The sequence below is a fragment of the Nonlabens dokdonensis genome (genome assembly GCF_002162835.1).
GTDB classification, from domain to species: Bacteria; Bacteroidota; Bacteroidia; order Flavobacteriales; family Flavobacteriaceae; genus Nonlabens; species Nonlabens dokdonensis_B.
This window is the reverse complement of sequence record NZ_MAAX01000128.1, coordinates 38,252-61,265: the sequence shown is the minus strand read 5'-3', so window position 1 is coordinate 61,265 and position 23,014 is coordinate 38,252. Positions and strand designations below refer to the sequence as shown.

The following is a 23,014-nucleotide window of genomic DNA, read 5'->3' as shown; positions in this document are numbered from 1 at the left end:
TCGCTTTCGCGAAAGCGTAACTATTAAAAATCAATTACGATGCCAAAAGGTAAACTATTTTTTAATATTTCCTAATAAAACATCAGAATTTTTGGAAATTCTTAATATCTGTAATATTCTGGTTTAAATGGTCCTTCAACCTTCACACCTATATATTCTGCTTGATCACTTTTTAACTCAGTAAGTTCAGCTCCCATTCTTTGTAAATGCAGCGCTGCTACTTTTTCATCAAGATGTTTAGGTAACATATAAACCTCATTCTCATATGCGTCTCTATTATTCCACAGTTCTATCTGTGCTAAAGTCTGGTTTGTAAATGAATTACTCATTACAAAACTAGGGTGACCTGTTGCACAACCTAGGTTTACTAAGCGACCTTCAGCAAGTAAAATAATATCCTTACCATTAATGGTGTATTTATCAACTTGAGGTTTGATTTCAACTTTTGTATCACCATGATTAGTATTCAAATATGCAACATCTATTTCATTGTCAAAGTGACCGATGTTACAAACAATAACTTTATCTCGCATTGCTTCAAAGTGCTCGCCTCTAATAATGTCTTTATTACCAGTAGTTGTAATTACTATGTCAGCATTTGAAACTACGTTTTCCAGTTTTTTTACTTCAAAACCGTCCATTACCGCTTGTAAAGCACAAATAGGGTCTATTTCAGTCACAGTAACTATGGATCCAGCACCTTTAAAAGAGGCAGCCGTTCCTTTACCTACGTCACCATATCCACAAACTACAACACGTTTTCCAGCAAGCATAGTATCTGTAGCACGACGTACTGCATCTACTGCACTTTCACGACAACCGTATTTGTTATCAAATTTAGATTTAGTTACAGAGTCGTTAACGTTGATTGCAGGCATCACTAGAGTACCGTTTTTCATACGCTCATATAACCTATGAACTCCAGTAGTGGTTTCTTCAGAAAGTCCATTAATGCCTTCAGCTAGTTCAGGATATTCATCAAAAACCATGTTAGTTAAATCACCTCCATCATCAAGAATCATATTTAAAGGCTTGCGGTCTTCTCCAAAGAAAAGTGTTTGCTCAATACACCAGTTAAATTCTTCCTCGTTCATACCTTTCCATGCATAAACAGGTATACCTGCGGCAGCTATTGCAGCAGCTGCATGATCTTGTGTAGAAAAGATATTACATGAAGACCAAGTTACATCTGCTCCTAGTGCTACAAGAGTTTCAATAAGTACTGCAGTTTGTATAGTCATGTGAAGACATCCTGCTATGCGTGCACCTTTAAGCGGCTGCTCATCTTTATATTCTTCTCTCAAAGACATAAGACCTGGCATTTCTGCTTCAGCAAGTTGAATTTCTAAACGTCCATACTCTGCAAGGGACATATCTTTCACTTTGTAAGGTACGTAAGGAACTGTTTTTGTGCTCATAAATTTATTGTTTTGGTACTTCAGTCGTTGATAGTATTAGAAATCAACAATTTAAATACCTTTTTATTTATTAAATTGCGGCTGCAAACTTACAAAAAATCAACCGATTTTTATGCCCCTTTTTAAATCCATTAACAACAGAGAAAATACGCAAGTATACATCTGGAAAATAACAGAGTCAGAGGCCTATTTAAGAACAGGAATTGAACTTTCTGAAAATTCAAAGAACAGGCTTTTTACCATGAGCTCAGAATTGCACAGGCGTGGATTTTTAAGCATCAGGCATTTATTAATACATGCAGGTTATACTGATCTAGATTTATATTATTCAGAACATGGTAAGCCTCATCTTACAGATGAAAAATATATTTCTATAACACACAGTTTTGAATTTACCGCAATAATCATAAGCGATGTTTCTATAGGAATCGACATTGAGAAACAACGTGAAAAGATTATGCGTATCGCTCCTAAATTCATAGGTTATGAAGATGAGTTCATAAAATCTTTAGAAGATCCTGTAAAAGAACTTACCGTTATTTGGGGTGCAAAGGAATCTATGTATAAATTGTATGGTAAAAAAGGCTTAGGGTTTAAAGCGCACTGTCTTGTAGCTTCATTTGAAATGGAAGACCTTTCCACTGTTGCCCGTATAGTTTATGAACAAGATAACCTCAAATTTGATGTGTTTTTTCAAGAGGTAGAAAACTTCATGTTAGCTTATGTAATTCCATCTAGGAATGATTGATATTCTTAAAAGCATTACGCAATCAAATCGTAGTCTTGCTATTCTTATAGATCCAGAAAAGATGGATATGGATGCGATTTCCGCTTTCGCGAAAGCGATTACATCTACAATTACTGCACTACAAAATGAGTTAAACATAGATCAGTTATTTTTCTTTGTAGGCGGTAGTACTATGGAAAATGTACCATTTAATAGCTGGATGAAGATTTTAAGAGAAAGCACCAATTTACCGATTGTTATCTTTCCCGGTTCTCATAATCAATTATCAGAACATGCTCATGGGCTGCTTTTTACCAATCTTTTATCTGGGCGCAATCCTGATTATTTGATAGAACAACAATTTCTGGCAGCTCAGAAATTAAAAAATACAAACCTAGAAATTCTTCCTACCGGTTATTTGTTAATTGATGGAGGTAAAGAAACCGCTGTCCAGAATATTTCAAAGACACAACCACTCCATCAAAGTGATGTGATGTCGATTGTAAATCATGCTTTTACAGCGCAACTAATGGGAAATCTTTTAGTATATCTCGAGGCTGGAAGTGGAGCTATATATCCTGTTTCTATAACGATTGTGCAAGAGGTTTCTCAACAATTAAAAATACCAGTAATCGTAGGCGGTGGATTAAGAACAATTGAACAAATAGAAGATACATATCGTGCTGGTGCAAAAATGGTTGTTATAGGTACAGCAATAGAGCAAGATATCAAATGGAATGGCTAGCTTTGTAGAGTTACAAAATTGCAAATAAGAATGAAAGCATCTATAGAGTTAACCATGTCACCACTTCAAAGTGATTATGAACAACACATCATCAATTTTATTAAGAGACTACGTGACTCAGAATTTACAGTTTTAGAAAATCCACTAGCAACGCAAATCTATGGAGAGTTTGCTTCTATGATGTCTTTTCTAACTCAAGAAATGCAACGAAGTATGGAAGAGACAAATGCTGTTCTTTTCTATATGAAAGTAGTAAAAACAGACCGTCATGATTATGAACCATTCTTTTAATGGAGGTCTTAGAATTTCTTTTCGGACAGTATCGTGATTACAGTACAGAACATATAGTTTTAGAACTAGTAGCATTTGCAGTAAGTATTATAAGCGTATATTTTTCCTATAAGAATAGTGTTTTAGTTTTTCCGTTTGGAATCATTAGTACTTTGATATTTGTTTATCTATTATTTCAATGGAATCTACTGGGCGACATGGTTATTAATGCTTATTATTTTATCATGAGTGTTTATGGATGGTACTACTGGTTGCATGGAGGAATGGACAGAGAGCAAAAGCCTATAACCACAGTTATAAAAAGTGATTGGGCTAAATCTCTTGCTATATTTAGTAGTACGGCAATCGCTATATTTCTATTGTATTTTTTAACAGAAAGGCTAGAAAATTGGGTCTCCTATATTGATATGATTACTACAGGTATCTTTTTTGTAGGAATGTGGTTAATGGCTCGTAGAAAATTAGAACATTGGTTGATTTTGGGTCTCGGCAATCTTATTTCCATACCACTATATTTTTACAAAGGTTACAGTTTTAGTGCTATTCTGTATGTTTTGTTATTGATTTTTGCCATCTTCGGCTACTTACAATGGAAAAAATACCTGAACAAAAAACCTTTGACGGTTTAAAAATAGTCCTTTACGGACCAGAAAGTACTGGTAAAAGTACACTTGCACGCCAGCTTGCTACTCATTTCAAAACGGTAAAAGTTGACGAGTTTGCTAGAGACTATTTACAAGAAAAATATGATACTAGAGGCGAGATCTGTTCTTATGAAGATTTACTACCCATAGCAATAGGGCAACGAGTTGCAGAAAATAACGCAGTTGAAAAAGCAAATAAGCTCCTATTTTGTGATACTGATGCACTAGAAACTTATGTTTACTCTCATGCATATTTCAACAAAGTACCACATGAAATAAAAGATGCTGTAAGAAAAAGCGATTATGACTTATATTTACTACTTGATGTAGATGTTGCATGGACACCAGATGATTTGAGAGATAAGCCAGAAGACAGGAAAGAGATGTTTTTACTGTTTAAAAGAGGATTAAAAGAATTTGAAAAGAGCTACGCAATTATAAATGGAAAAGGTGAAATGCGATTTAAGAATGCTTTAAAAGCAATTCAAAATTTGATAATTAAATGATTCTTACAGATAAACAGAAAGAGCAATTAGAGAAAAAGGGAATCTCTGAAGAACTCCTTAATTTACAATTAGAAAGATTTGCAAAAGGATTTCCACTTGTTAAATTGGATCGGCCAGCAGTTGTGAATGATGGCATTGTGTCATCCAGAGATTTAGATTATGACGAATTAATTAATCATTATGAAAACCGCATCTCAAATTTAAATTTGATCAAGTTTGTGCCTGCAAGTGGTGCGGCTACTCGTATGTTTAAATTTTTACACGAATTGCTCAATAATTTTGATGAGCAAGAGGACTCTTTAAATGGTTATATAAATAGTAATAAAGCACAAGATTTATTTACATTTCTAGTAGGGATGGAGAAATTCCCATTCTATAAAGCAGTTATAAAGTCTTTAAAAAGTAAACATAAAGACTGGTTATCTAAGCCTGTACAGGCAAAAAAACTTCTTTTTATAGAAGAAATGCTATTAGAAGAAGGTTTTAATTTTGCTTCAATGCCTAAAGGTCTAGTTCCTTTCCATAAATACAAAGATCATATAGCAACCGCATTTGAAGAACATTTATTTGAAGCATGTATTTACGCAAAAAGTGAAGGAATAGCTCGATTACACTTCACCATAGCTCCGGCATTTAAAGATCATTTCAAAGAAGAATTTTCTCGTATCCAGCAAATTGTAGAACGTAAAACAAATGCAACATTTGATATTAGCTTTTCTTATCAATCCTCAAATACTGATACTATTGCAGTAGATCAAGATAATAAAGCCGTTGTATTAGATGACGGTTCCTTATTCTTCCGTCCTGCAGGCCATGGCGCTTTATTAAGAAATCTTAATGAATTAGATGCCGATGTCATTTTCATAAAAAACATTGATAATGTCACCACATCTGCTCATGAGCAACATGTAGGACGTTATAAAAAAACATTAGCAGGGTATCTGCTTAAAATTCAAGAACAAGTTTTTAATTATTTACGCCACTTAAAATCAGGAACAGTAGACGCAGTTAAAAAATCTGAGATAGAAGACTTTTTGACTGAAAAATTAGATTCAGTTCTACCTAGTAGTTATAACAAGTATGCTCAAGAGTATCAATTAGAATACCTATTTGATCAACTCAATAGACCTTTGCGTGTTTGCGGTATGGTAAAAAATGAAGGAGAACCTGGCGGCGGTCCTTTTTGGGTGATTAATAATCAAGGTGAGCATTCTCTTCAAATAGTAGAAAGTGCACAAATTGATAACAATAATAAAAAGCAAAAGGAAATTGCCCAAAAAGCTACTCATTTTAATCCGGTCGATCTCATATGTGGTGTAAGAGATTATCAAGGCAACAAATTTAATTTGATGAATTATTGCGATCCAGAAACGGGCTTTATAACTTATAAAACTCGCAACGGTATAAAGATTAAAGCTCAAGAACTTCCTGGTTTATGGAATGGCGGCATGGCTTGCTGGAACACTATTTTTGTAGAAGTACCATTAGAAACATTTAATCCAGTAAAAACAGTAAACGATTTGCTCAAACCTGCTCACCAGTTGCACTCATGAATGTAGAGATTCTTCATAAGGAAGTTCAGTATAAAGCAGTTGCTAGTAGTGGTCCCGGCGGTCAAAATGTTAATAAGGTTGCTACAAAAGTACAGTTGTATTTTGATGTGGTAAATAGTCTCGCTTTCGCGAAAGCGGAACAAGAAAGAATCATATCAAAATTAAAGAACCAACTCACTAACGACGGTATATTGATCCTAGGTTGTCAAGAGTCGAGAAGTCAAGCCAAAAACAAAGAACTGGTTTTTAAAAAGTTCATAAATACCTTATCTAAAGCAGCATTAAAACCTAAAATAAGGAAGAAAAGAACAATTCCTAAAGCCGTAAAACGTAAACGGCTCAATGATAAGAAAAAACAAAGCGAGAAAAAGAAGGACCGTAACTATCGTTATTAATTGCCTTTCTCATACAAATTAGTTTTAAGAGCAAACATAAAATCACATCCCATGAAAAATATTATCTATTTATTACTAGCGATTATTCTTGTAAGTTGTAATGAGCAATCTCAGAATACAGAGCTAACTCCATCTGACGTACTAAAGGTTACAGATAAGGTAACTAACGAATTTGCCATAGTAATTCATGGCGGCGCCGGAACAATTAAAAAGGAAAATATGACTCCAGAGCTGGAGGCTCAATACAATGCAAAACTTACTGAAGCTATAAAAGCGGGACATGAAATTCTGGCAAATGGTGGTGATGCCATGGATGCGGTAGAATCGAGCATACGTATCATGGAAAATTCGCCACTTTTCAATTCTGGGAAAGGTGCGGTTTTTACTCATGATGGAATTAACTCGTTAGATGCAAGTTTTATGGATGGCAAAACTTTAAATGCAGGAGCCATAGCTGGTGTTACCACAGTAAAAAATCCTATTTCATTAGCTAGAAAAGTAATGACCGATTCAGAACACGTGCTATTAAGCGGTGAAGGAGCAGATGCCTTTGCAAAATCATTACAAGATGACAACATAGAAATAGTAGACAACAAATACTTTTTTACTGAAAACAGATACCAATCTCTACAGCGTGTTCTAGAAAGAGAAAAAGCTAAAGACCAAAAAACAGCTGCAGTTCTAGAACTGGAAGATCCGTTTTTGAAGGATTCTAAATATGGAACAGTAGGTTGTGTAGCATTAGATAAGAACGGTAACATTGCAGCAGGAACCAGTACTGGCGGAATGACTAATAAAAAATATGGTCGCATAGGTGATTCTCCTATTATAGGAAGTGGTACGTATGCAAATAATAGTACTTGTGGTGTTTCTAGCACTGGACATGGAGAATATTTTATAAGGGCTCAAGTGGCTTATGATATAAGTGCATTAATGGAATATGGTGGTAAAACTCTTAAGGAGGCGACTAAAGAAGTGATACAGGAGAAATTAGTAGAATTAGGAGGAACTGGTGGTATCGTCGCTCTTGATCATCTAGGAAATGTTTCTATGGAGTTCAATACGGCTGGAATGTATAGAGCCATGATGGACGATCAAGGTGAGCTTACTGTTGGGATGTATAAGGAGTAATGAGCTGTGAGTTTGTGAGTTTGTGAGTTTGTGAGAAAAATGAAAATTCTGAAATAAACTTACAAGAAAAAGCGGAATTAATTCGGCTAAATAAAAAGAACGCCGTGAGGCGACAAAATTATCCATAGCGGTGGATTTCAGTCCGCTGGTAATGTCAGTAGAAATGCAAGAGAAAAATTCGGAATGCGTTCCTTTTTTTTGGAAATAAACATAGAAAAAGAAAAAAATGAAAATTATATCCTATAACGTAAACGGCATACGCGCCGCGATGAAAAAAGACTTTATCAAATGGTTAGTAGCTGCAAATCCAGATGTGCTTTGCTTACAAGAGATAAAAGCTCAAGAAGATCAAGTGGATACAGAGGCTTTTACGGCGGCAGGATATGAATACCAGTATTATTACAGTGCACAAAAGAAAGGCTATTCAGGAACCGCGATTATTTCCAAAATAAAACCAGATCATGTAGAGTATGGAACTGGAATAGAAACTATCGATTTTGAAGGCAGAAATATAAGAGCTGACTTTGGAGATATATCTGTAATGTCTATGTATTTACCTAGCGGTACAAATGATGCTCGATTGAGTTTTAAATTTGACTATATGGAGCAATTTCTAGAGTATTCTAAAGAATTGCGCAAAGAGCATCCTAACTTAATTGTCTGTGGCGATTATAACATCTGTCATAAAGCTATAGATATTCATGATCCAGTACGATTAAAAAATACATCAGGTTTCTTACCAGAAGAACGCGAGTGGATGGATCGATTTGTAGCAAGCGGCTTTGTAGATGCTTTTAGAATGTTTAATGATCAACCAGATCAATACTCATGGTGGAGTTACCGTGGTGGTTCCAGAGCAAGAAACAAAGGATGGCGATTAGATTACCACATGGTAAACGAGCCTTTAAAAGACCGAGTAAAAAGATCAGTCATTTTAAGTGAGGCAGTACATAGTGATCACTGTCCAGTTATGGTGGAGATAGAGTAATTCCTGTCAAAAAACATCTTGAAGGTAGTAACAGATCCCAGATAAATTGGGTAAATGTATTTAAGTAAACAAGATAGATATTACTACCCAATTTTCTGGGAAGTCATTCCTCCTAAAACCACAACAAATTCACCTTTAGGTTTTTTGTGTTCAAAATGAGTGATGGCTTCGGTAACAGTTCCTCTAAAATGCTCTTCGTACAGTTTAGTAATCTCACGGGAGATGGAAACTTGTCGCTGCTCACCATAGTGCGTTTTAAAGTCGGCTAGAGTTTTTAATAATTTATGAGGCGATTCATAAAAAACGATAGTTCTAGTTTCTTCTTTTAGAAATTCAAGTCGTTTCTGCCTTCCCTTTTTTACTGGTAAGAATCCTTCAAAAATAAATTTATCGCTTGGCAATCCAGAAACGGTTAGTGCAGGAACAAAAGCAGTCGCTCCAGGAAGTGACTCTACAGTAACTTCATTTTCTATTAACTTGCGAGTAATTAAAAATCCAGGATCGCTTATCCCTGGAGAACCAGCGTCGGTTATTAAAGCTATTGTTTCTCCGGCTTTGATCCTTTTTACAATCCCATCACTAATCTTATGTTCATTATGCATGTGATAAGAAAGCATAGGAGTAGCGATGTTATAATGTTGTAATAATTTACCACTTGTCCGTGTGTCTTCAGCAAGAATAAGGTCCACCTCTTTCAGTATTTCAACACCACGATAAGTCATGTCTTTTAAATTACCGATAGGCGTAGGAACAAGGTAAAGTTTCATAGATGCGATATATAATGCAAAGATAAAGAAGTAGGGCTGGAGTAAAAGCACGAGCAGGAGAACTTGGATAAGGAAGTAGTTTATTTATATCTCGCTTTCGCGAAAGCGGAATAAATACCATCTTCATCCAGCATTCCTTCCTCTTTTAAAACTGAAAATATATAAACGGTTGTACCTCGCTACTAGCCGTTGCACTGATAATCCAAATAGTGACAGCAAAAAGAACCACCTTGCCTACAACTGGGATTCTATGAAAAGATAAGAGCTGTTGATCTTGCCAATTTTGTGGTATAAAATGCCATAAAAAGCCTATGAGCATTACGATGGCCACATTTTGATATCCAGCAATGACGCTCCACCAATTTTGCGGGCTCCATTCTAGCATACCGATATTATCAATGACATTCAAAGCATTAGCAAAATCTGAAGCTCTAAAAAATATCCAACAAAATGCGACAAAATGAAAAGTTAGAATTCCAGCCATGAGTTTTAAAGCAACATCCTTATTGGTTAGTTTGGGAATTCTAAAAGCTTTTTCTATGGCAAGAACACTTCCATGCATCGCGCCCCAAAGAACAAACTTCCATGATGCACCGTGCCACAAACCACCTAATAACATGGTCATAAAAAGATTAAAGTAAGTGCGCAGTTTTCCTTTGCGATTACCACCCATAGAAATATATAGGTAATCACGCAGCCAGCCCGATAGCGAGATGTGCCACCTGCGCCAGAATTCTGTGACGCTAGTGCTTTGGTAGGGCGTTCTAAAGTTAGGTGGTAACTGAAAGCCGAGTAGTAACGCTAGTCCAATTGCGATATCTGAATAACCGGAGAAATCGCAATAAATTTGTAATGTATAACCATAAACGGCAAGCAAATTCTCAAAAGCAGTGTAGTTATCTGGGAAATTAAAAACTCGATCTACAAAATTGACGCTTATGTAATCTGATATCACGGCTTTTTTAATCAATCCGCCTATGATGAGGTAAAAAGCATAACTCAATTCTTTTTTTGTGAGGTGTAGTTTTTCATAGATCTGCGGAATGAAGTCTTTTGCTCTTACAATAGGACCAGCAACTAATTGTGGGAAGAAGGAAACAAAAAACATAAAATCCCATACATTTCTAGCAGGCTCTAATTCTCTTCTATAAATATCTATCGTATATGACATGGTCTGGAAGGTGTAGAAAGAGATTCCTATAGGTAAAAAGATCGTGTCAAAACTTAGGTCACCTGAGAAGAGAGCGTTGAAGTTTTCAGTTAGAAAACCGGTGTATTTAAAATAAGCAAGGACACCTAGATTGATGACACAAGATAAAACGAGTAACCATTTTCTAGTGACCGTTTTTTGACTCTTGTAAATTAAATCTGAGATGTAAAAATCTACAAAAGAAGAGAGTATGAGTAATATAAAGTAGATACCACTGCACTTATAATAAAAAAACAAAGAGAAAGCGATGACATAAAGAATGCGCAACCTGCATACATCTTTCAATAAAATATAAATAAAGAAAAAGCCCAAAAACAGATACAAAAAAGCCTCACTGTTAAACAGTAGAGGTTTTTGTGGATCATAACTGAGCCAGTCCCATATTACATTCCATTCCATCATTCTTTATAATCGTTGTAAGAGTTAAGTAAAGATTCCAAGAGCAATTGAGCTTGTAACTGATAGCCTTTTTCTAGAAAATGAATTTTGTCTCTAGAAGTCAATTTTGCAGCGTACCAGTCTGGCATTGCTGCGCTGGTTTTAGAAACAGCATGAAGGTCATAAAATGCCCACGAATTTAAATTTGCAAAAACTCCCATTTCATAAGCATAAACTGTAGCTGTAGAATTGATGTTTTTGCGGTTTTTCATCGATGGCGGTGGAGAAGTTAACAACACGCTTCCTGTCATAGCTCGTTTGATCATCTCGCGATTAAAAACATCCATGTCTTTCTTAAGCTGTTGCTCTGTATAATTATCATAGAAACTTTCATTGGTACCTAACGAAATGATGATAAGATCTGGATTTAAAGAAGCAAGCTGATCAAAAAATCGAGGAAACTTATTGTAGTCACTAAATTTGGTTCCATTTACTCCTATAGCGTGAAATTGAATTCCTTTTTTGCCAGTATTCAAGAGTAAACCGTCTAAAACATACTTTGACGCTTTTTCACGAGCTTTTATATACAATTTTGTAGTTCCAGCAGGAATTTGATAAGTGGTACCATCTTTAGTAGATAGCTTAGTAAACGCCTCATCGTTTATTTTTTTACTTTCAGATGCGTCTGTAGGTATTTTAATAGACTGTCCTGCGTTGAGGCGAGTATTTTTCATACCGTTAGCTCGTTGAATAGCCTTTACCGTCGTATTAAATTTACTCGCTATTTTACCTAAATAATCACCGCTCTTGATTTTATAGGTTTTAGTTGCAGTTACTTGTTCTAAAAGATGAGGTTGGTCGCTGGTGCAAATTTTAAAGCGTTCTGGATGTTGCGATATGATTTGTATTTCTTTAACCGGTTCTAATGAATCGCTTAAATTCATTTCTAATATGAAATTAGTATCTGTAGTTTCTAGATTGATACCACTTAAGCCTACGTCATCGCTGCCATCACTTTTCACATTACGCACCGCTTTCCACTCGCTGTTGGTTTTAAATTTTACGTCAATTGCGCCATTAGTTTCTGCAACTCGATAGGGAAAAACAAAGCCGCGTCCTGCATTTCCAAATTTAGATTGTAATCCTTGTCTGATGTACTGTGGAAAATAAGGTCCTTGAACATGAGAATCGCCTATTTGAACTATAGTTAACTTTTCTCTGGTACCACTTTCTAGTTCTTCAGCTTTTTTATAAAAATCATCAAGAACTTGGGCGTTTTTGATAACTTGAAAGTTACTATCTACAAGCAAAGGGTTGATTTGTAGGTCGGCAATTTCTTGCGTAAAGGCAACTGTAGTCATTGAGCTTATGAGAAGGATAAAAAAACTTTTGATCATGAATGGTTTTAATTTTTTAAGCTGTCGTTTTTGACCTTTAGACTATCGCTGACTGGTAGTGCTGCAAGTTCCTCTTTTAAATTCTGCTCTATTTCTTCTTTTTGTTGTGATCTCGCTTTCGCGAAAGCGTCATAATCATCCATCAAATCTCTATAAATCATGCGTCCTATTTTTTGCGAACCTCGAGGACTAAAATGTGTGTAGTCATTATTCATGAATTTATGTGCGTTCCATACTTGTGCTGTATTTGCACCGCCCATAAGGTGAAATAGGCTCATGAAAGCAGAGTTAGTGTTTGCTGCATAAATTTGTTGAGATCGCAATAATTTTACGACTCCACTGTCTGTTTTTATAAGGTTTTCCATTTTTGTACCTCTATCTGCAGTACCTAGAATAAGAATGTCTGCTTCTGGAAAAGAAGCTTTTAAGTGTTCCACCACTTTGGTCATGCGATTAGAATACCAAGTGTAATTTTTAGATTTTCTTGTGAGCACATTTGCACCGAATTGTAATATAATGAGGTCGTAAGCCAATGTCTTATCAAATTCTTTCATTTGCGCAGTATGAAGCAGGCTTAATGGTAGTCCAGAGTTACCGCGCTTAGAAAACCCATCTACATGTACTCCTGAATTGTTAGAAAAATCAACACCATAAATAGGAAGGCCTTGTGATTGAGTAAATTCCAATTTGATTTTCTTTATATCTTTATTTGTAAGTGTAGCTGTGTTGAGACTTCTTGTTCCATTTAACTTTATAGTTTGCTTTATACTGTCCTTATCAATTTTAATTTGAATTACACCATTAGGATTTCCCTTACCGTAATACAGCCTTGGCGAGTTAAGATTATATGAGTTTTTAATACCACTGGCTAAAAATTTGATTCCAGCTGTAGAATCTTGAGAAAAATGAACTGCTCCATTAATGCCATAAGGAATACTGTCTGCACGACCTTTCATAAAATTCTTAGTGTTCCAGTTGCCGCTAGTGTAATGCTTTATCGAGTAACGAGATCGTGCACTCTCTGAAGTTATGGGTACAAAACCAACACCTCTACCACCAAATCTTGTTTGTAACGCACTCCTAAAATCTTGGACTATTAAATCTCCATCAATCATCGAGTCGCCGTAATAAGCAATACGCACATTACCTTCTGTAGATTTTTCTAGTTCATAGAGCTTTTCAAAAAAGTGTTTAAGATTTTCTTTACCGCTATATGAGGTAAGTTTTTTAGGTTTAGGTAAGATGTATTTTCCTAACGAGTCTACTTCATGAGTTAGATCTAGGTTGAAACTACCTATGTCTATAAATGAAAATGGATGGGTATGGGCCGTTTTAATTTTATTTTCATCATCAGGAGTAATAGTTTTATCAATTTCTGATGTTTTATGAATGCTATCTTTATTTAGTGTTTCTTGTAGAACTACTTCCTTTTCTTCTTCAACCTCTTCAATGTCTATAGCTTCTAGCATGAGACTGTCTACTATGATATTATTTGCGCTTAGTTGTTTGGTGAAAATTTTATTAGGTAAGTAGGGCTTGCTTATAAAGAACAATATACTGCCAGCAGCGATGATGGTAAATGCATAAATAAATTGCTTTTGCTCTTTAAAACTCATGATAAATATTCCCCTAATAAAATCGAGTGAAAAGGTGTAATTTAAGAATAAGAGCTATAACTTGATAGAAAAACTTTTACAGTTTATTAAAATCCTGTGACAAGTAATTCTCTAGCTGTATTTATACGGCAACCTTGATATTGATGATAGGCTTGTGCTGCTCGCTCTGCCACAGCATAATTATCTTCTTTTTTAATCCACCCATCTATTGCATATTTAAGTGTATATGCTTCTGGAGCCATGAGATGTGATGTCCATAACAGAGGATAAGCTCCAGTTTCTTTGAGCTTTTTAGAAAAATAGTACTTGCTGTAGCACGCTAGAATAATAGTTTCTATTTTGTTAGTTGAAGCTGGAGTAAATGCACCAGTAACTTCAAAATTCATTAAAGCGTTATGACCTATATAGCTTAGCAAATTTGCATCTCCACCAAAACAGAGTAGCTCACCATCATAATCTATTTGAAACCCATTGCGGCCTGCACTCGCTTCTAGAAAATCTATGGTAGTTTGCGCAATCTGTGCCCCATCATATGCATCGGCTAGCATATAGGTGTTACTGGTCTTATGTTTATATAGAATGCGTTCTAAGATTAGTAAATCCACATTTTTACTAACTTTAATAACATTCCAGTCATTACTGTTATGAAAGTATGTTTTTACCCCATAACCTGCTCCCCAATATAAATTATAAATAGGATTCTGACCATTACCTAGTTTTTCAGGTACTGGAGCTATTCCTTGATTAGCATTATCGCATAAAGCCACATAAACATGGATTGTTTTGATTTCTGTCATGCCAGCTGCTAATAAAGGAACTGTTAGTGCAAATAATAGTATTAAAATTCTCGTATCAAGGTAACGGTTGTAACCTACTTATATTACTGTTTCACTTTCGCGAAAGCGAGATAATCAAAGCAAATGCACCTCTTTCTAGAAACGTGATTAAGATTTTCTATTAGAGTTTTTTAGGTGTTTATTAAAATATTATCTCAAATGATAAGGTAACTACGTGATTATAATAACTATACATAACCACAACATTTCTATCAAAAACTTAGAGTTTAAAAATATTATTCATTGTAAATGAGTGATTTAAATGTGATGTGTTTTCTTTGAGTAAACAAAAACCAACGCTTAGAATATTGTATTGTAATTTTACAAGATAGTTTTATTATAAAGTTAACATACAACGTTGTAGTAGGATTTCTATAATTTGTAATTAAATTAATATTCATGAATAAATTTACTTTACTCCTTTTTTATTTTGTGGCTTTTATAAGTTATGCACAACAAGGTATTGTAACAGGAAAGGTTCTTGAAGGAACCACAGGTGAAACATTGCTAGGTGTTACCGTTCAAAACGTGAATGCAAAAACAGCTACCACAACAGATTTTGATGGAGTGTTCTCTATTGCGGCTTCTACTGGTGATGTGTTAAAGTTTACTTTTATAGGTACTGTAGCTCAAGAATACACTGTAGTAAATTTTGAACCTATCACTATAACGATGGAGGAAGATGTTGCTGCTCTAGAAGAAGTAGTTGTGATAGGATATGGTACTCAAGCCGTACGCGAGGTTACTGGTGCTGTTAGTATTGTGGACAGTGAAGTTATTGAAAATCTTAAACCTACTCGTGTAGAACAAGCACTTCAAGGACAAGTTCCTGGAGTAAATGTTACCTCTTCATCTGGGTCTCCTGGTGCTGGTTTAAACATTAGAATAAGAGGTATATCTACAAATGGTGATAACAGACCTTTAATTTTAGTTGATGGCAACATTATTGAGGATTTAAGTGTTATAAATCCAGGAGATATTGAAAGTATCTCAGTTCTTAAAGATGCTACAGCAGGTATTTATGGTGTGCGAGCTGCAAATGGGGTGGTTATAATAACTACAAAAGGCGGGCGTAAAAATCAACCATTGCAATTAGAATTCAACTCTTGGGGTGGATTTCAAGAAACTTCGAGAAAGTTGCCTAGTTTGAATGCCCAACAATATGCTTTAATTAAAAATGAGGCTTTTGCAAATAATGGAGAGGCTATTCCATTTACTGATATTTCAAATCTTTCAAATACAAACTATCAAGATGAGGTTTTTGAAGATGCACTTATTCTTAACAATGATTTTTCTGTAAGAGGAGGAACTGAAAAGTCTAAGTATGCAGTAGGAATGGCAATACTTGCTCAAGACGGAATTGTAGGAGGTCAAAAGTCAGATTTTGATCGTTTTACGATGAGAGGAAATTTTGACCATAAATGGACTAAAAACTTAGAGATGAAAACTGGTTTCCTTTATTCTTACACTAGTAATAAAGGTATTAACGACGGTGGATTAGGATCTGTATTATTTAATGCCTTAAACATGGCTCCTACCATTCCAGTAAGAGATGCTACTGGTGAATTCAGTCTAGCAGAAGGGTTAGGTAATGAGGTGATAAATCCAGAAGCACAATTAGCGAACACATATAATAAAAATAAGGTAGGAAAGATCAGTGGTAACTTTGGACTCACTTATTCCTTTTTAGATCACTTTGAAGCGACAGCTCGTATTCAAGCCAATTATTCTGAGGCCTATGGAAATAATTTTAATCCTAGAGCTTTTTATGGTTCAGGTAAGGTTTTTAACTTAACTGAAAATGTATTTTCTACTTATGAAAACTATTTTAGTGATTATACTTATGATGCATTTATAAAATATGATAATACATTTAACGATAGGCATAATCTGGAGGCAACTTTAGGTATGAGTGCTTTTAGGACAAGAGGAGATTTTAATGGGTTTACCGGTTTTGGAAATGTTAGTAATGATTATAATGAAGTAAGTATAGCCGATGCAGATCGAGTAATAAATGGAGATGAAAATGGTGCGCGTAGATTTGATCAAAGACTACTTTCTCATTTCTTGAGAGTGCAGTATGATTATCAAGGGAAATATTTGTTCTCTGGTGTGTTGAGAAGAGATGGTAGTACCATATTTGGACCAGAAAATCAGTTCGGTTTTTTCCCGTCAGCGAGTGTAGGATGGATTGCAAGTGAAGAATCTTTTCTTAAGGATAATAATTTTATAGATTTCCTTAAGGTAAGAGCGTCTGCCGGCGTGATAGGTAATGATCGAATTCCGGCGTTTGGATATGTATCATTACTCACTGGTGAAGGTCAGTACGTATTTAATGATCAAATTATTAATGGTACGGCTGGTGGAGCTCTAAGCAATCCTGAAATCAAGTGGGAGGAGCAGTATACTACAAACATTGGGTTAGACATGGCATTTCTATCCAATAAATTAAACCTAACCTTAGATTATTTTAATAGGGAGACAAAAGATCTATTGCTAGCTCCTCAAGTTTCTGGAATATTAGGATCAGGAGCTCCTGGATCTAGCGCTCCATTTATAAATGGTGGTGATATTCGTAATAAAGGTTTAGAGTTTTCTGTTGGATATGCTGATCAATTAACAGATAACTTAAGCTTTAATGTAAGTTTCAATGCTTCCACCTTAGATAATGAAGTGCTTTTTGTAAATAATGACAACGGATTTATTGAAGCTGGTGGTTTTGGAGTAGGACAGCCTCCTATAACAAGATTTGAAGAAGGTTTCACAATCGGCTATTTTTATGGCTATCAAACTGATGGGATTTTTCAAAATGCGGCTGAAGTTGCAGCCCATCCATCTCAGATTGCTCTAGGAGCTGAGGCGCAACCTGGTGATTTTAGATATAGAGATGTAAATGGAGATGGAGCTATAAATTTGGATGATCGTGTGGAATTAGGAGATCCATTACCGGATTATACTATGGGATTAAATCTTAGTGTAAATTATAAGAATTGGGATTTTCAAACTTATTTGTATGCTTCTATTGGTAATGATATGGTGCGTAATTATGAGCGTAATCAACCTCTTACAAATTTGACTACTAATGTTCTCAATAGGTGGACTGGTCCAGGAAGTACTAATTCTTTTCCTCGAGTAACTACCGGTGCCACTGCAAACCAAGTTTTTTCAGACTTTTTTGTAGAAGATGCCTCTTTTTTAAGAGCTCAAAACATGCAATTAGGATATACCGTAAATGAAAGCGCCTTAGATAATCTTAAGCTTAGTGGTCTTAGAGTATATGCCTCTGTTAACAATGCTTTTACTTTGACAAAATACCAAGGTTATGACCCAAGCGCTAGCTCTGGAGACCCTTTAGCTAGTGGTATAGATAATGGTTTTTATCCAGTGGCAAGAACATTTTTATTAGGAATAAATGCTAAATTTTAAAAAAGAATCAAGATGAAAATTTTTAAAGTATATATTTTATTATTCGTCATTGCGATCGGTTTTAATGCTTGCAGTGAAGAGTATTTAGACATAGAAAGTGAAGATCCTAACTCAGAGAACTTCTTTAACTCGCAAGAAGATTATGAAAGCGCTTTAGTTGCTGCATATGACTTATTACAATCTAGCTATTTAAACGTTATGTTAGGTGAAATTGCTTCTGATAATACATTAGCCGGTGGAGAAAGTGCTACTGATGTTATTGGGATTCAACAAATCGATGACATGATTCACACTCCGGTAAACGATCAGCTATCTGATATTTGGAGGTGGATGTTTGCAGGTGTAAATAGAGCAAACTATATTATGGAATTTCAAGATAAAACAGATTTTCCTGATAAGCCTAGGGTATTAGGTGAGACGAGATTCCTAAGAGCATATTACTATTTTGAATTGGTTAAGTTTTTTGGAGATGTGCCATTAGTAGTTGATCAAAGATTCTTGTTTGGAGATCAATTTGAAATAGATCGTACGCCTAAAGCAGATGTCTACGCTCAGATCGAAAGAGATTTAATATTTGCAATAGATAATTTAGAGTACACTACACCAGATGTAGGTAGAGCAACTAAAGGAAGTGCGCAGGCTTTATTAGGTAAAGTATACTTGTTTCAAGAAAAATATTTAGAGGCTGCTGATGTGCTAGATGACCTTATTTTATCAAATGAATACAGTCTTGTTACTGACTATTCAACCATTTTTGAAAATGATAATGAAAATAATTCTGAGTCGGTATTTGAAATTCAATATTCAGATCTAGAAGGAGCCGGTTTTGGTTGTTTACAGTGTAGTGAAGGAAATGTCGCAGTAGGATTTAATGGAATAAGAAACTATGATGGTCCAGAATTTGAATCTGGGTTTAGTTTTAATGTTCCAACTCAAGAAGTGTTCGATCTTTTTGATGCTGCAGACCCAAGGAGAGATGTAGCAATACTAGACATTGATACTTTTGCTGCTGCAAACGGAGCAACTTTCAGTATAGGATTTGAACATACTGGATTTTATAATAGAAAATATATAGCAAGACAAGGTGACTTAAATACAGGAGATGCTAACCTTACAAACCCTAATAATTACCGAGCTATTAGACTAGCTGATGTTTACTTAATGGCTGCCGAAGCCTACAATAGTGGCAATTTAGGCGACGGTCAGGCTAGAACTTATTTAAATACAGTACGTACTAGAGTAAATCTACCAGATGTTCAACTTTCTGGAGTTGCACTGGGTGATGCCATATTTTTAGAGCGTAGATTAGAACTTGTAGGTGAAGGACATCACTTTTTTGATCTGGTAAGAACTGGACGTGCAGCTGCACAAATTGATGGCTTTGTTGCAGGTAAACATGAGGTTTTTCCTATCCCATTAGAAGAAATACTTCTTTCTGGAAATAGATGGGCACAAAATCCTAATTATTAATAATACGAATTGAGATGAAAAATTTAAAATTTTTGTTTGTCAGTATAATGGTAGTATTTGTGTCATTATCAGGTTGTGAAAGTGATGAAGATACGGACTTAGGCGCCGGTATTGAGGCTCCGTCTAATCTTGATGTGCTGTTTAATATTACACAAGATAATTCAGGGGTAGTTACTATTTCACCTTCAGGAACAAATGTTAGTAGTTTTGAAGTGTTTTTTGCTGATGGATCCGGAGAATCTGAGGTGCTAGCTTTAGGAGAAAATGCAGAGCGTGCTTATCCTGAAGGTAGTTATCCTATTAGAATTGTTGCCTTTAACCTGAATGGAGATACCGCTGAGCTTATAAAGAATTTAGATGTTTCTTTTAGAGCTCCAGAAAATTTAGCAGTTACTATAACAGAAAGTGCTGCATCTAATTTTGGAATTTCAGTTAGTGCTACTGCAGATTTTGAAACCTCCTTTGAAGTAGCATTTGGCGAAGATCCCTTACTTGCTCCAGTAACTTTTATGGAAGGCGATACAGTAGATTATGAATATTCTAATACTGGTGCTTATACAGTTACCGTAACAGCTTTGAGCGGTGGTGCTGCTACTACTGAGACCACTGAAGTTGTTATGATTGAAGATCCAGTTGTTTTACCATTAGACTTTGAATCGACTACTTTAAATTATAATCTTATAGGATTTGAATCTGCAGTGTCTATTATAAGTAATCCCGATGTGAGTGTAGGTAACAATAGTTCTCGCGTAGTAAGTATTCAAAAAACAGGAACACAAACCTTTGGAGGAGTTGTAGTGCCGCTAGGTGGACCTATAGATTTTGCTGGACCGCAAAATATTAGAATGAAAACTTGGTCTCCGATGCCAGTCGGAACTAAAGTGACTATCAAGTTAGAAAATGCAGACGGCTCTATCGCATCTGCAGATTATGAAGCGTTTACTACAGTATCAAATGAGTGGGAAACCTTGTTTTTTAACACTGCAGGATTAGATACTACCCAACCATTCAGTCGCTTCGTTGTGTTTTTTGATTTAGGTGGAGCTCCTACTGGAGATACAAATTATTTTGACGATATTGAATTGGCAGAAGGTGCGCCTATACTTTTACCTCTCGATTTTGAAGACTCAAATAGAGTCTACAACATCGGGACTAATAACGGTAGTTTTGCTATAGTTCCTAATGCTACGCCAGACCCAGTTAATAGTTCAAGTACAGTGTTGCAATTTGATAGAAATGCAACTGGACCTAACAACTTTGCTTTAGTGGCAATTGTATTAGATCAACCAGTGGTTTTTAATGCAACCACATCATTTACCTTGAAAGTATATTCGCCTCGAGCAGGTTTACCGGTTTGGCTCAAGGTAGAACGCATAGGTAATGGTGGATTATTTCAAGAGGTTACAAATGTAACTACGACAGTAGCAAACGGATGGGAAGAGTTAACTTTCACAGGTTTTACAGGTAATACAATGGACGATTTAAGAAATGTAGTCATCTTCTTTGATCCGTTGCAAGCAACTTCTGCTCCGGAGACTATTTATATAGATGACTTAATAAAAACAAATTAAAATAAGAGTTATGAAATATATCAGCAAACTTTTTTTGATGCTCATAGTTATTGTTTCAGTTTCATCATGTCAGGATGATGATGCTGAATTTGGAGCTGTTATAGCACCTTCAAATTTAACTCTTACGGCTAGCATACAAGGTCAAAGTGCTGCAGAGCCTAATGGAGATGGTACAGGTATAGTAATATTTAACGCCGCTTCAGATAATGCATTAAATTACACTTATGATTTTGGTGATGGACGCCAGGGATCAACTTTTGATGGTGAGATAGAACACCGTTTTGTAGAATTAGGTACTAATACTTATAGTGTTACAGTAACTGCTACAGGAACCGGTGGTGCTGCCACAACTCAAACTATTTTAATAGATGTACTGAGTACCTTTGATGACTCTGAGGCAAAGGACTTTTTAACTGGAGGCTCAAGTAAAACATGGTATTGGTCAGTAGCAGAGAATGCGCACTGGGGTGTAGGTCCTACTAATCTTATAGGTGGGCAATCTCCAGAAGCTTATTATACTCCTGCCTTTTTTGGAGTGTCGCCTTTTGGAAGATATTGTGTGGATCTAACTGAATGTTTCTATGAAGACGAAATGATATTTACAAAAACTGGGAACGATGTAACTTTTGAATTGAAAAATTTTGGAAGTACCTATTTTCACAACACCTATTTATCACAATTTGGTGGTCCATCTGCAAATAATCCAAACAATTCTGATGAATGTTTACCTTTTACCGCACCAGCGCCAGGTTTAGTTACATTTACGCCTACTCTTGATACTGATGTTCCAGAAACAGAGTCTAGAAAAACTAGTATAATTCTTGGAAATGATAATTTCCTTAGCTGGTATGTAGGTAGTAGTGAATATGAGATTCTAGAAATAACAGCAAATAGAGTGGTTTTCAGAACTGTTCAAGCAAACGATCCAGCACTAGCATGGTATCATGTTTTAACAACTGAGGTTCCTGTAAATCCTAATCCTAATTGCATTTAGAATTCTAATTGTTATGTAATAATGAGAAGCCGCTTTTAACGAAGTGGCTTTTTTTATTTCCGCTTTCGCGAAAGCGAGATCACTACAACAAAATTGAAACACTATATTAACAATACAGTTGAAAGGTAAAGAGGTGAAGTACTACTAAACATGGGAGATAATAAGCAAAACTATTAAGACTCAATCCAAATAAGCCTGTTAACAAAGCCTTTTGACTCTTACGATTGAAATTGATACAACTGAAAGTTATCTTTGCGGTAAACTAAAAAATTATACATGAGCGCATTAGTAAAATCATCGCTTGCTAGGAAGTGGGTAATGGCACTTTCAGGATTATTTCTGGTTATATTTTTAACGCAGCACTTTGTAATTAATATTACATCAGTTATTGCTCCAGACACTTTTAACGAGTGGTCACATTTTATGGGGTATAATCCTCTTGTTCAATTTGTTGCACAGCCTATTTTAATAGGTGGATTAATTGTTCATTTTGTTATGGGTATTGTTTTAGATATTCAAAACAGAAAAGCCCGTCCTATAAAATATGCAAAGTTTTCTGGGAATTCAAATTCACAATGGGTATCTCGTAATATGATTATTACAGGTCTTGTTGTTCTTGCATTTTTAGGATTGCATATGTATGATTTTTGGGTGCATGAAATGACTGTTAAGTACATTGATGTGCAGCCTGAAGATGCTACTAGATATTTACCAGAATTAAAAGAGAAGTTTGTAAGCCCTGTAAGAGTAGGGATTTACGTTGTTTCTTTTGTTTTGCTAGCCCTTCACTTATGGCATGGATTTAATAGTTCATTTCAATCTATGGGTGCAAAGGCGATTAATAAAGGTGATGGTTTAAGAAAAGCAACCTATGCATGGTCAGTATTAATACCTGCTGGTTTCATTTTTATCGCATTGTATCACCACTTTACTCACTAATAATAATAGATT

At 35.4% G+C, this 23,014-nt stretch carries 20 protein-coding genes; 14 read left to right on the top strand and 6 right to left on the bottom strand.

The annotated features are described in order from the left end of the window. Positions 1-101: 101 nt before the first annotated feature. Positions 102-1,418, bottom strand: a complete 1,317-nt coding sequence (ahcY, locus tag A9Q93_RS08810) for an adenosylhomocysteinase (RefSeq protein ID WP_303687025.1) — start codon at positions 1,416-1,418, stop codon at positions 102-104. A gap of 112 nt (positions 1,419-1,530) precedes the next feature. Between ahcY and A9Q93_RS08805 the strand changes: the two genes are divergently transcribed. The 9 genes from A9Q93_RS08805 to A9Q93_RS08765 all read left to right on the top strand — a co-directional run bounded on the left by A9Q93_RS08805 (position 1,531) and on the right by A9Q93_RS08765 (position 8,398). Then, complete coding sequence (locus A9Q93_RS08805; RefSeq protein WP_303687024.1) at positions 1,531-2,166, top strand: 4'-phosphopantetheinyl transferase superfamily protein; 636 nt, start codon at positions 1,531-1,533, stop codon at positions 2,164-2,166. Next, positions 2,159-2,890, top strand: coding sequence for a geranylgeranylglyceryl/heptaprenylglyceryl phosphate synthase (locus tag A9Q93_RS08800; protein ID WP_303687023.1), 732 nt, complete (start codon positions 2,159-2,161; stop codon positions 2,888-2,890). Before A9Q93_RS08805 ends, A9Q93_RS08800 begins: the two co-directional genes overlap by 8 nt. A gap of 30 nt (positions 2,891-2,920) precedes the next feature. After that, a complete protein-coding gene (locus A9Q93_RS08795; RefSeq protein WP_303687022.1) occupies positions 2,921-3,181 on the top strand; it encodes a hypothetical protein in 261 nt (86 codons plus the stop codon). Next, positions 3,181-3,810, top strand: a complete 630-nt coding sequence (gene pnuC, locus A9Q93_RS08790; protein WP_303687021.1) for a nicotinamide riboside transporter PnuC — start codon at positions 3,181-3,183, stop codon at positions 3,808-3,810. The genes A9Q93_RS08795 and pnuC overlap by 1 nt, the downstream gene beginning before the upstream one ends. Further along, positions 3,771-4,331, top strand: coding sequence for an ATP-binding protein (locus tag A9Q93_RS08785; RefSeq protein ID WP_303687020.1), 561 nt, complete (start codon positions 3,771-3,773; stop codon positions 4,329-4,331). The genes pnuC and A9Q93_RS08785 overlap by 40 nt, the downstream gene beginning before the upstream one ends. Next, positions 4,328-5,884 (top strand): DUF4301 family protein, encoded by a 1,557-nt coding sequence (locus A9Q93_RS08780; RefSeq protein WP_303687019.1) that lies wholly within the window; start codon positions 4,328-4,330, stop codon positions 5,882-5,884. Before A9Q93_RS08785 ends, A9Q93_RS08780 begins: the two co-directional genes overlap by 4 nt. Beyond that, positions 5,881-6,279 carry an alternative ribosome rescue aminoacyl-tRNA hydrolase ArfB gene (arfB, locus tag A9Q93_RS08775; protein ID WP_303687018.1) on the top strand — a complete coding sequence of 133 codons (399 nt, stop codon included), beginning with the start codon at positions 5,881-5,883 and terminating at the stop codon, positions 6,277-6,279. The genes A9Q93_RS08780 and arfB overlap by 4 nt, the downstream gene beginning before the upstream one ends. 51 nt (positions 6,280-6,330) lie before the next feature. Continuing rightward, on the top strand, positions 6,331-7,410 hold the full coding sequence (locus A9Q93_RS08770) for an isoaspartyl peptidase/L-asparaginase family protein (RefSeq protein ID WP_303687017.1): 1,080 nt from the start codon (positions 6,331-6,333) through the stop codon (positions 7,408-7,410). A gap of 226 nt (positions 7,411-7,636) precedes the next feature. Continuing rightward, the gene (locus A9Q93_RS08765) at positions 7,637-8,398 is read left to right on the top strand and encodes an exodeoxyribonuclease III (protein WP_303687016.1); all 762 of its coding nucleotides are present in this window, start codon (positions 7,637-7,639) and stop codon (positions 8,396-8,398) included. Between the two features lie 83 nt (positions 8,399-8,481). Here the strand turns inward: A9Q93_RS08765 and rsmI are convergent, their stop codons facing one another. The 5 genes from rsmI to A9Q93_RS08740 all read right to left on the bottom strand — a co-directional run bounded on the left by rsmI (position 8,482) and on the right by A9Q93_RS08740 (position 14,563). Then, positions 8,482-9,165, bottom strand: a complete 684-nt coding sequence (gene rsmI / locus A9Q93_RS08760; RefSeq protein WP_303687015.1) for a 16S rRNA (cytidine(1402)-2'-O)-methyltransferase — start codon at positions 9,163-9,165, stop codon at positions 8,482-8,484. Positions 9,166-9,310: 145 nt separating this feature from the next. Then, entirely contained in the window at positions 9,311-10,777 is a 1,467-nt protein-coding gene (locus A9Q93_RS08755) for an MBOAT family protein (RefSeq protein WP_303687014.1), read from the bottom strand. Beyond that, a complete protein-coding gene (locus tag A9Q93_RS08750) occupies positions 10,774-12,150 on the bottom strand; it encodes a LysM peptidoglycan-binding domain-containing protein (protein ID WP_303687013.1) in 1,377 nt (458 codons plus the stop codon). The genes A9Q93_RS08755 and A9Q93_RS08750 overlap by 4 nt, the downstream gene beginning before the upstream one ends. 8 nt (positions 12,151-12,158) lie before the next feature. After that, positions 12,159-13,766, bottom strand: a complete 1,608-nt coding sequence (locus tag A9Q93_RS08745) for a hypothetical protein (protein ID WP_303687012.1) — start codon at positions 13,764-13,766, stop codon at positions 12,159-12,161. Between the two features lie 86 nt (positions 13,767-13,852). Then, positions 13,853-14,563 (bottom strand): hypothetical protein, encoded by a 711-nt coding sequence (locus A9Q93_RS08740; RefSeq protein ID WP_303687011.1) that lies wholly within the window; start codon positions 14,561-14,563, stop codon positions 13,853-13,855. Positions 14,564-15,001: 438 nt separating this feature from the next. Here A9Q93_RS08740 and A9Q93_RS08735 point away from each other — a divergent pair, with 438 nt between their 5' ends. The 5 genes from A9Q93_RS08735 to A9Q93_RS08715 all read left to right on the top strand — a co-directional run bounded on the left by A9Q93_RS08735 (position 15,002) and on the right by A9Q93_RS08715 (position 23,002). Further along, positions 15,002-18,028, top strand: a complete 3,027-nt coding sequence (locus A9Q93_RS08735) for a TonB-dependent receptor (protein ID WP_303687010.1) — start codon at positions 15,002-15,004, stop codon at positions 18,026-18,028. A gap of 12 nt (positions 18,029-18,040) precedes the next feature. Then, positions 18,041-19,498, top strand: a complete 1,458-nt coding sequence (locus A9Q93_RS08730; RefSeq protein ID WP_303687009.1) for a RagB/SusD family nutrient uptake outer membrane protein — start codon at positions 18,041-18,043, stop codon at positions 19,496-19,498. A 14-nt stretch (positions 19,499-19,512) separates the two neighbouring features. Further along, complete coding sequence (locus A9Q93_RS08725) at positions 19,513-21,069, top strand: hypothetical protein (protein WP_303687008.1); 1,557 nt, start codon at positions 19,513-19,515, stop codon at positions 21,067-21,069. A 10-nt stretch (positions 21,070-21,079) separates the two neighbouring features. Next, complete coding sequence (locus A9Q93_RS08720) at positions 21,080-22,063, top strand: PKD domain-containing protein (RefSeq protein ID WP_303687007.1); 984 nt, start codon at positions 21,080-21,082, stop codon at positions 22,061-22,063. Between the two features lie 276 nt (positions 22,064-22,339). Continuing rightward, positions 22,340-23,002: a succinate dehydrogenase cytochrome b subunit gene (locus A9Q93_RS08715; RefSeq protein WP_303687006.1), complete on the top strand. Its 663-nt coding sequence runs from the start codon at positions 22,340-22,342 to the stop codon at positions 23,000-23,002. Positions 23,003-23,014 lie beyond the last annotated feature (12 nt).

Excerpts from the sequence above, each read along its gene's own strand:
- ahcY (WP_303687025.1), bottom strand. The coding sequence starts at position 1,418 with ATGAGCACAAAAACAGTTCCTTACGTACCTTACAAAGTGAAAGATATG.
- A9Q93_RS08805 (WP_303687024.1), top strand. The coding sequence starts at position 1,531 with ATGCCCCTTTTTAAATCCATTAACAACAGAGAAAATACGCAAGTATAC.
- A9Q93_RS08800 (WP_303687023.1), top strand. The coding sequence starts at position 2,159 with ATGATTGATATTCTTAAAAGCATTACGCAATCAAATCGTAGTCTTGCT.
- A9Q93_RS08795 (WP_303687022.1), top strand. The coding sequence starts at position 2,921 with ATGAAAGCATCTATAGAGTTAACCATGTCACCACTTCAAAGTGATTAT.
- pnuC (WP_303687021.1), top strand. The coding sequence starts at position 3,181 with ATGGAGGTCTTAGAATTTCTTTTCGGACAGTATCGTGATTACAGTACA.
- A9Q93_RS08785 (WP_303687020.1), top strand. The coding sequence starts at position 3,771 with ATGGAAAAAATACCTGAACAAAAAACCTTTGACGGTTTAAAAATAGTC.
- A9Q93_RS08780 (WP_303687019.1), top strand. The coding sequence starts at position 4,328 with ATGATTCTTACAGATAAACAGAAAGAGCAATTAGAGAAAAAGGGAATC.
- arfB (WP_303687018.1), top strand. The coding sequence starts at position 5,881 with ATGAATGTAGAGATTCTTCATAAGGAAGTTCAGTATAAAGCAGTTGCT.
- A9Q93_RS08770 (WP_303687017.1), top strand. The coding sequence starts at position 6,331 with ATGAAAAATATTATCTATTTATTACTAGCGATTATTCTTGTAAGTTGT.
- A9Q93_RS08765 (WP_303687016.1), top strand. The coding sequence starts at position 7,637 with ATGAAAATTATATCCTATAACGTAAACGGCATACGCGCCGCGATGAAA.
- rsmI (WP_303687015.1), bottom strand. The coding sequence starts at position 9,165 with ATGAAACTTTACCTTGTTCCTACGCCTATCGGTAATTTAAAAGACATG.
- A9Q93_RS08755 (WP_303687014.1), bottom strand. The coding sequence starts at position 10,777 with ATGATGGAATGGAATGTAATATGGGACTGGCTCAGTTATGATCCACAA.
- A9Q93_RS08750 (WP_303687013.1), bottom strand. The coding sequence starts at position 12,150 with ATGATCAAAAGTTTTTTTATCCTTCTCATAAGCTCAATGACTACAGTT.
- A9Q93_RS08745 (WP_303687012.1), bottom strand. The coding sequence starts at position 13,766 with ATGAGTTTTAAAGAGCAAAAGCAATTTATTTATGCATTTACCATCATC.
- A9Q93_RS08740 (WP_303687011.1), bottom strand. The coding sequence starts at position 14,563 with ATGACAGAAATCAAAACAATCCATGTTTATGTGGCTTTATGCGATAAT.
- A9Q93_RS08735 (WP_303687010.1), top strand. The coding sequence starts at position 15,002 with ATGAATAAATTTACTTTACTCCTTTTTTATTTTGTGGCTTTTATAAGT.
- A9Q93_RS08730 (WP_303687009.1), top strand. The coding sequence starts at position 18,041 with ATGAAAATTTTTAAAGTATATATTTTATTATTCGTCATTGCGATCGGT.
- A9Q93_RS08725 (WP_303687008.1), top strand. The coding sequence starts at position 19,513 with ATGAAAAATTTAAAATTTTTGTTTGTCAGTATAATGGTAGTATTTGTG.
- A9Q93_RS08720 (WP_303687007.1), top strand. The coding sequence starts at position 21,080 with ATGAAATATATCAGCAAACTTTTTTTGATGCTCATAGTTATTGTTTCA.
- A9Q93_RS08715 (WP_303687006.1), top strand. The coding sequence starts at position 22,340 with ATGAGCGCATTAGTAAAATCATCGCTTGCTAGGAAGTGGGTAATGGCA.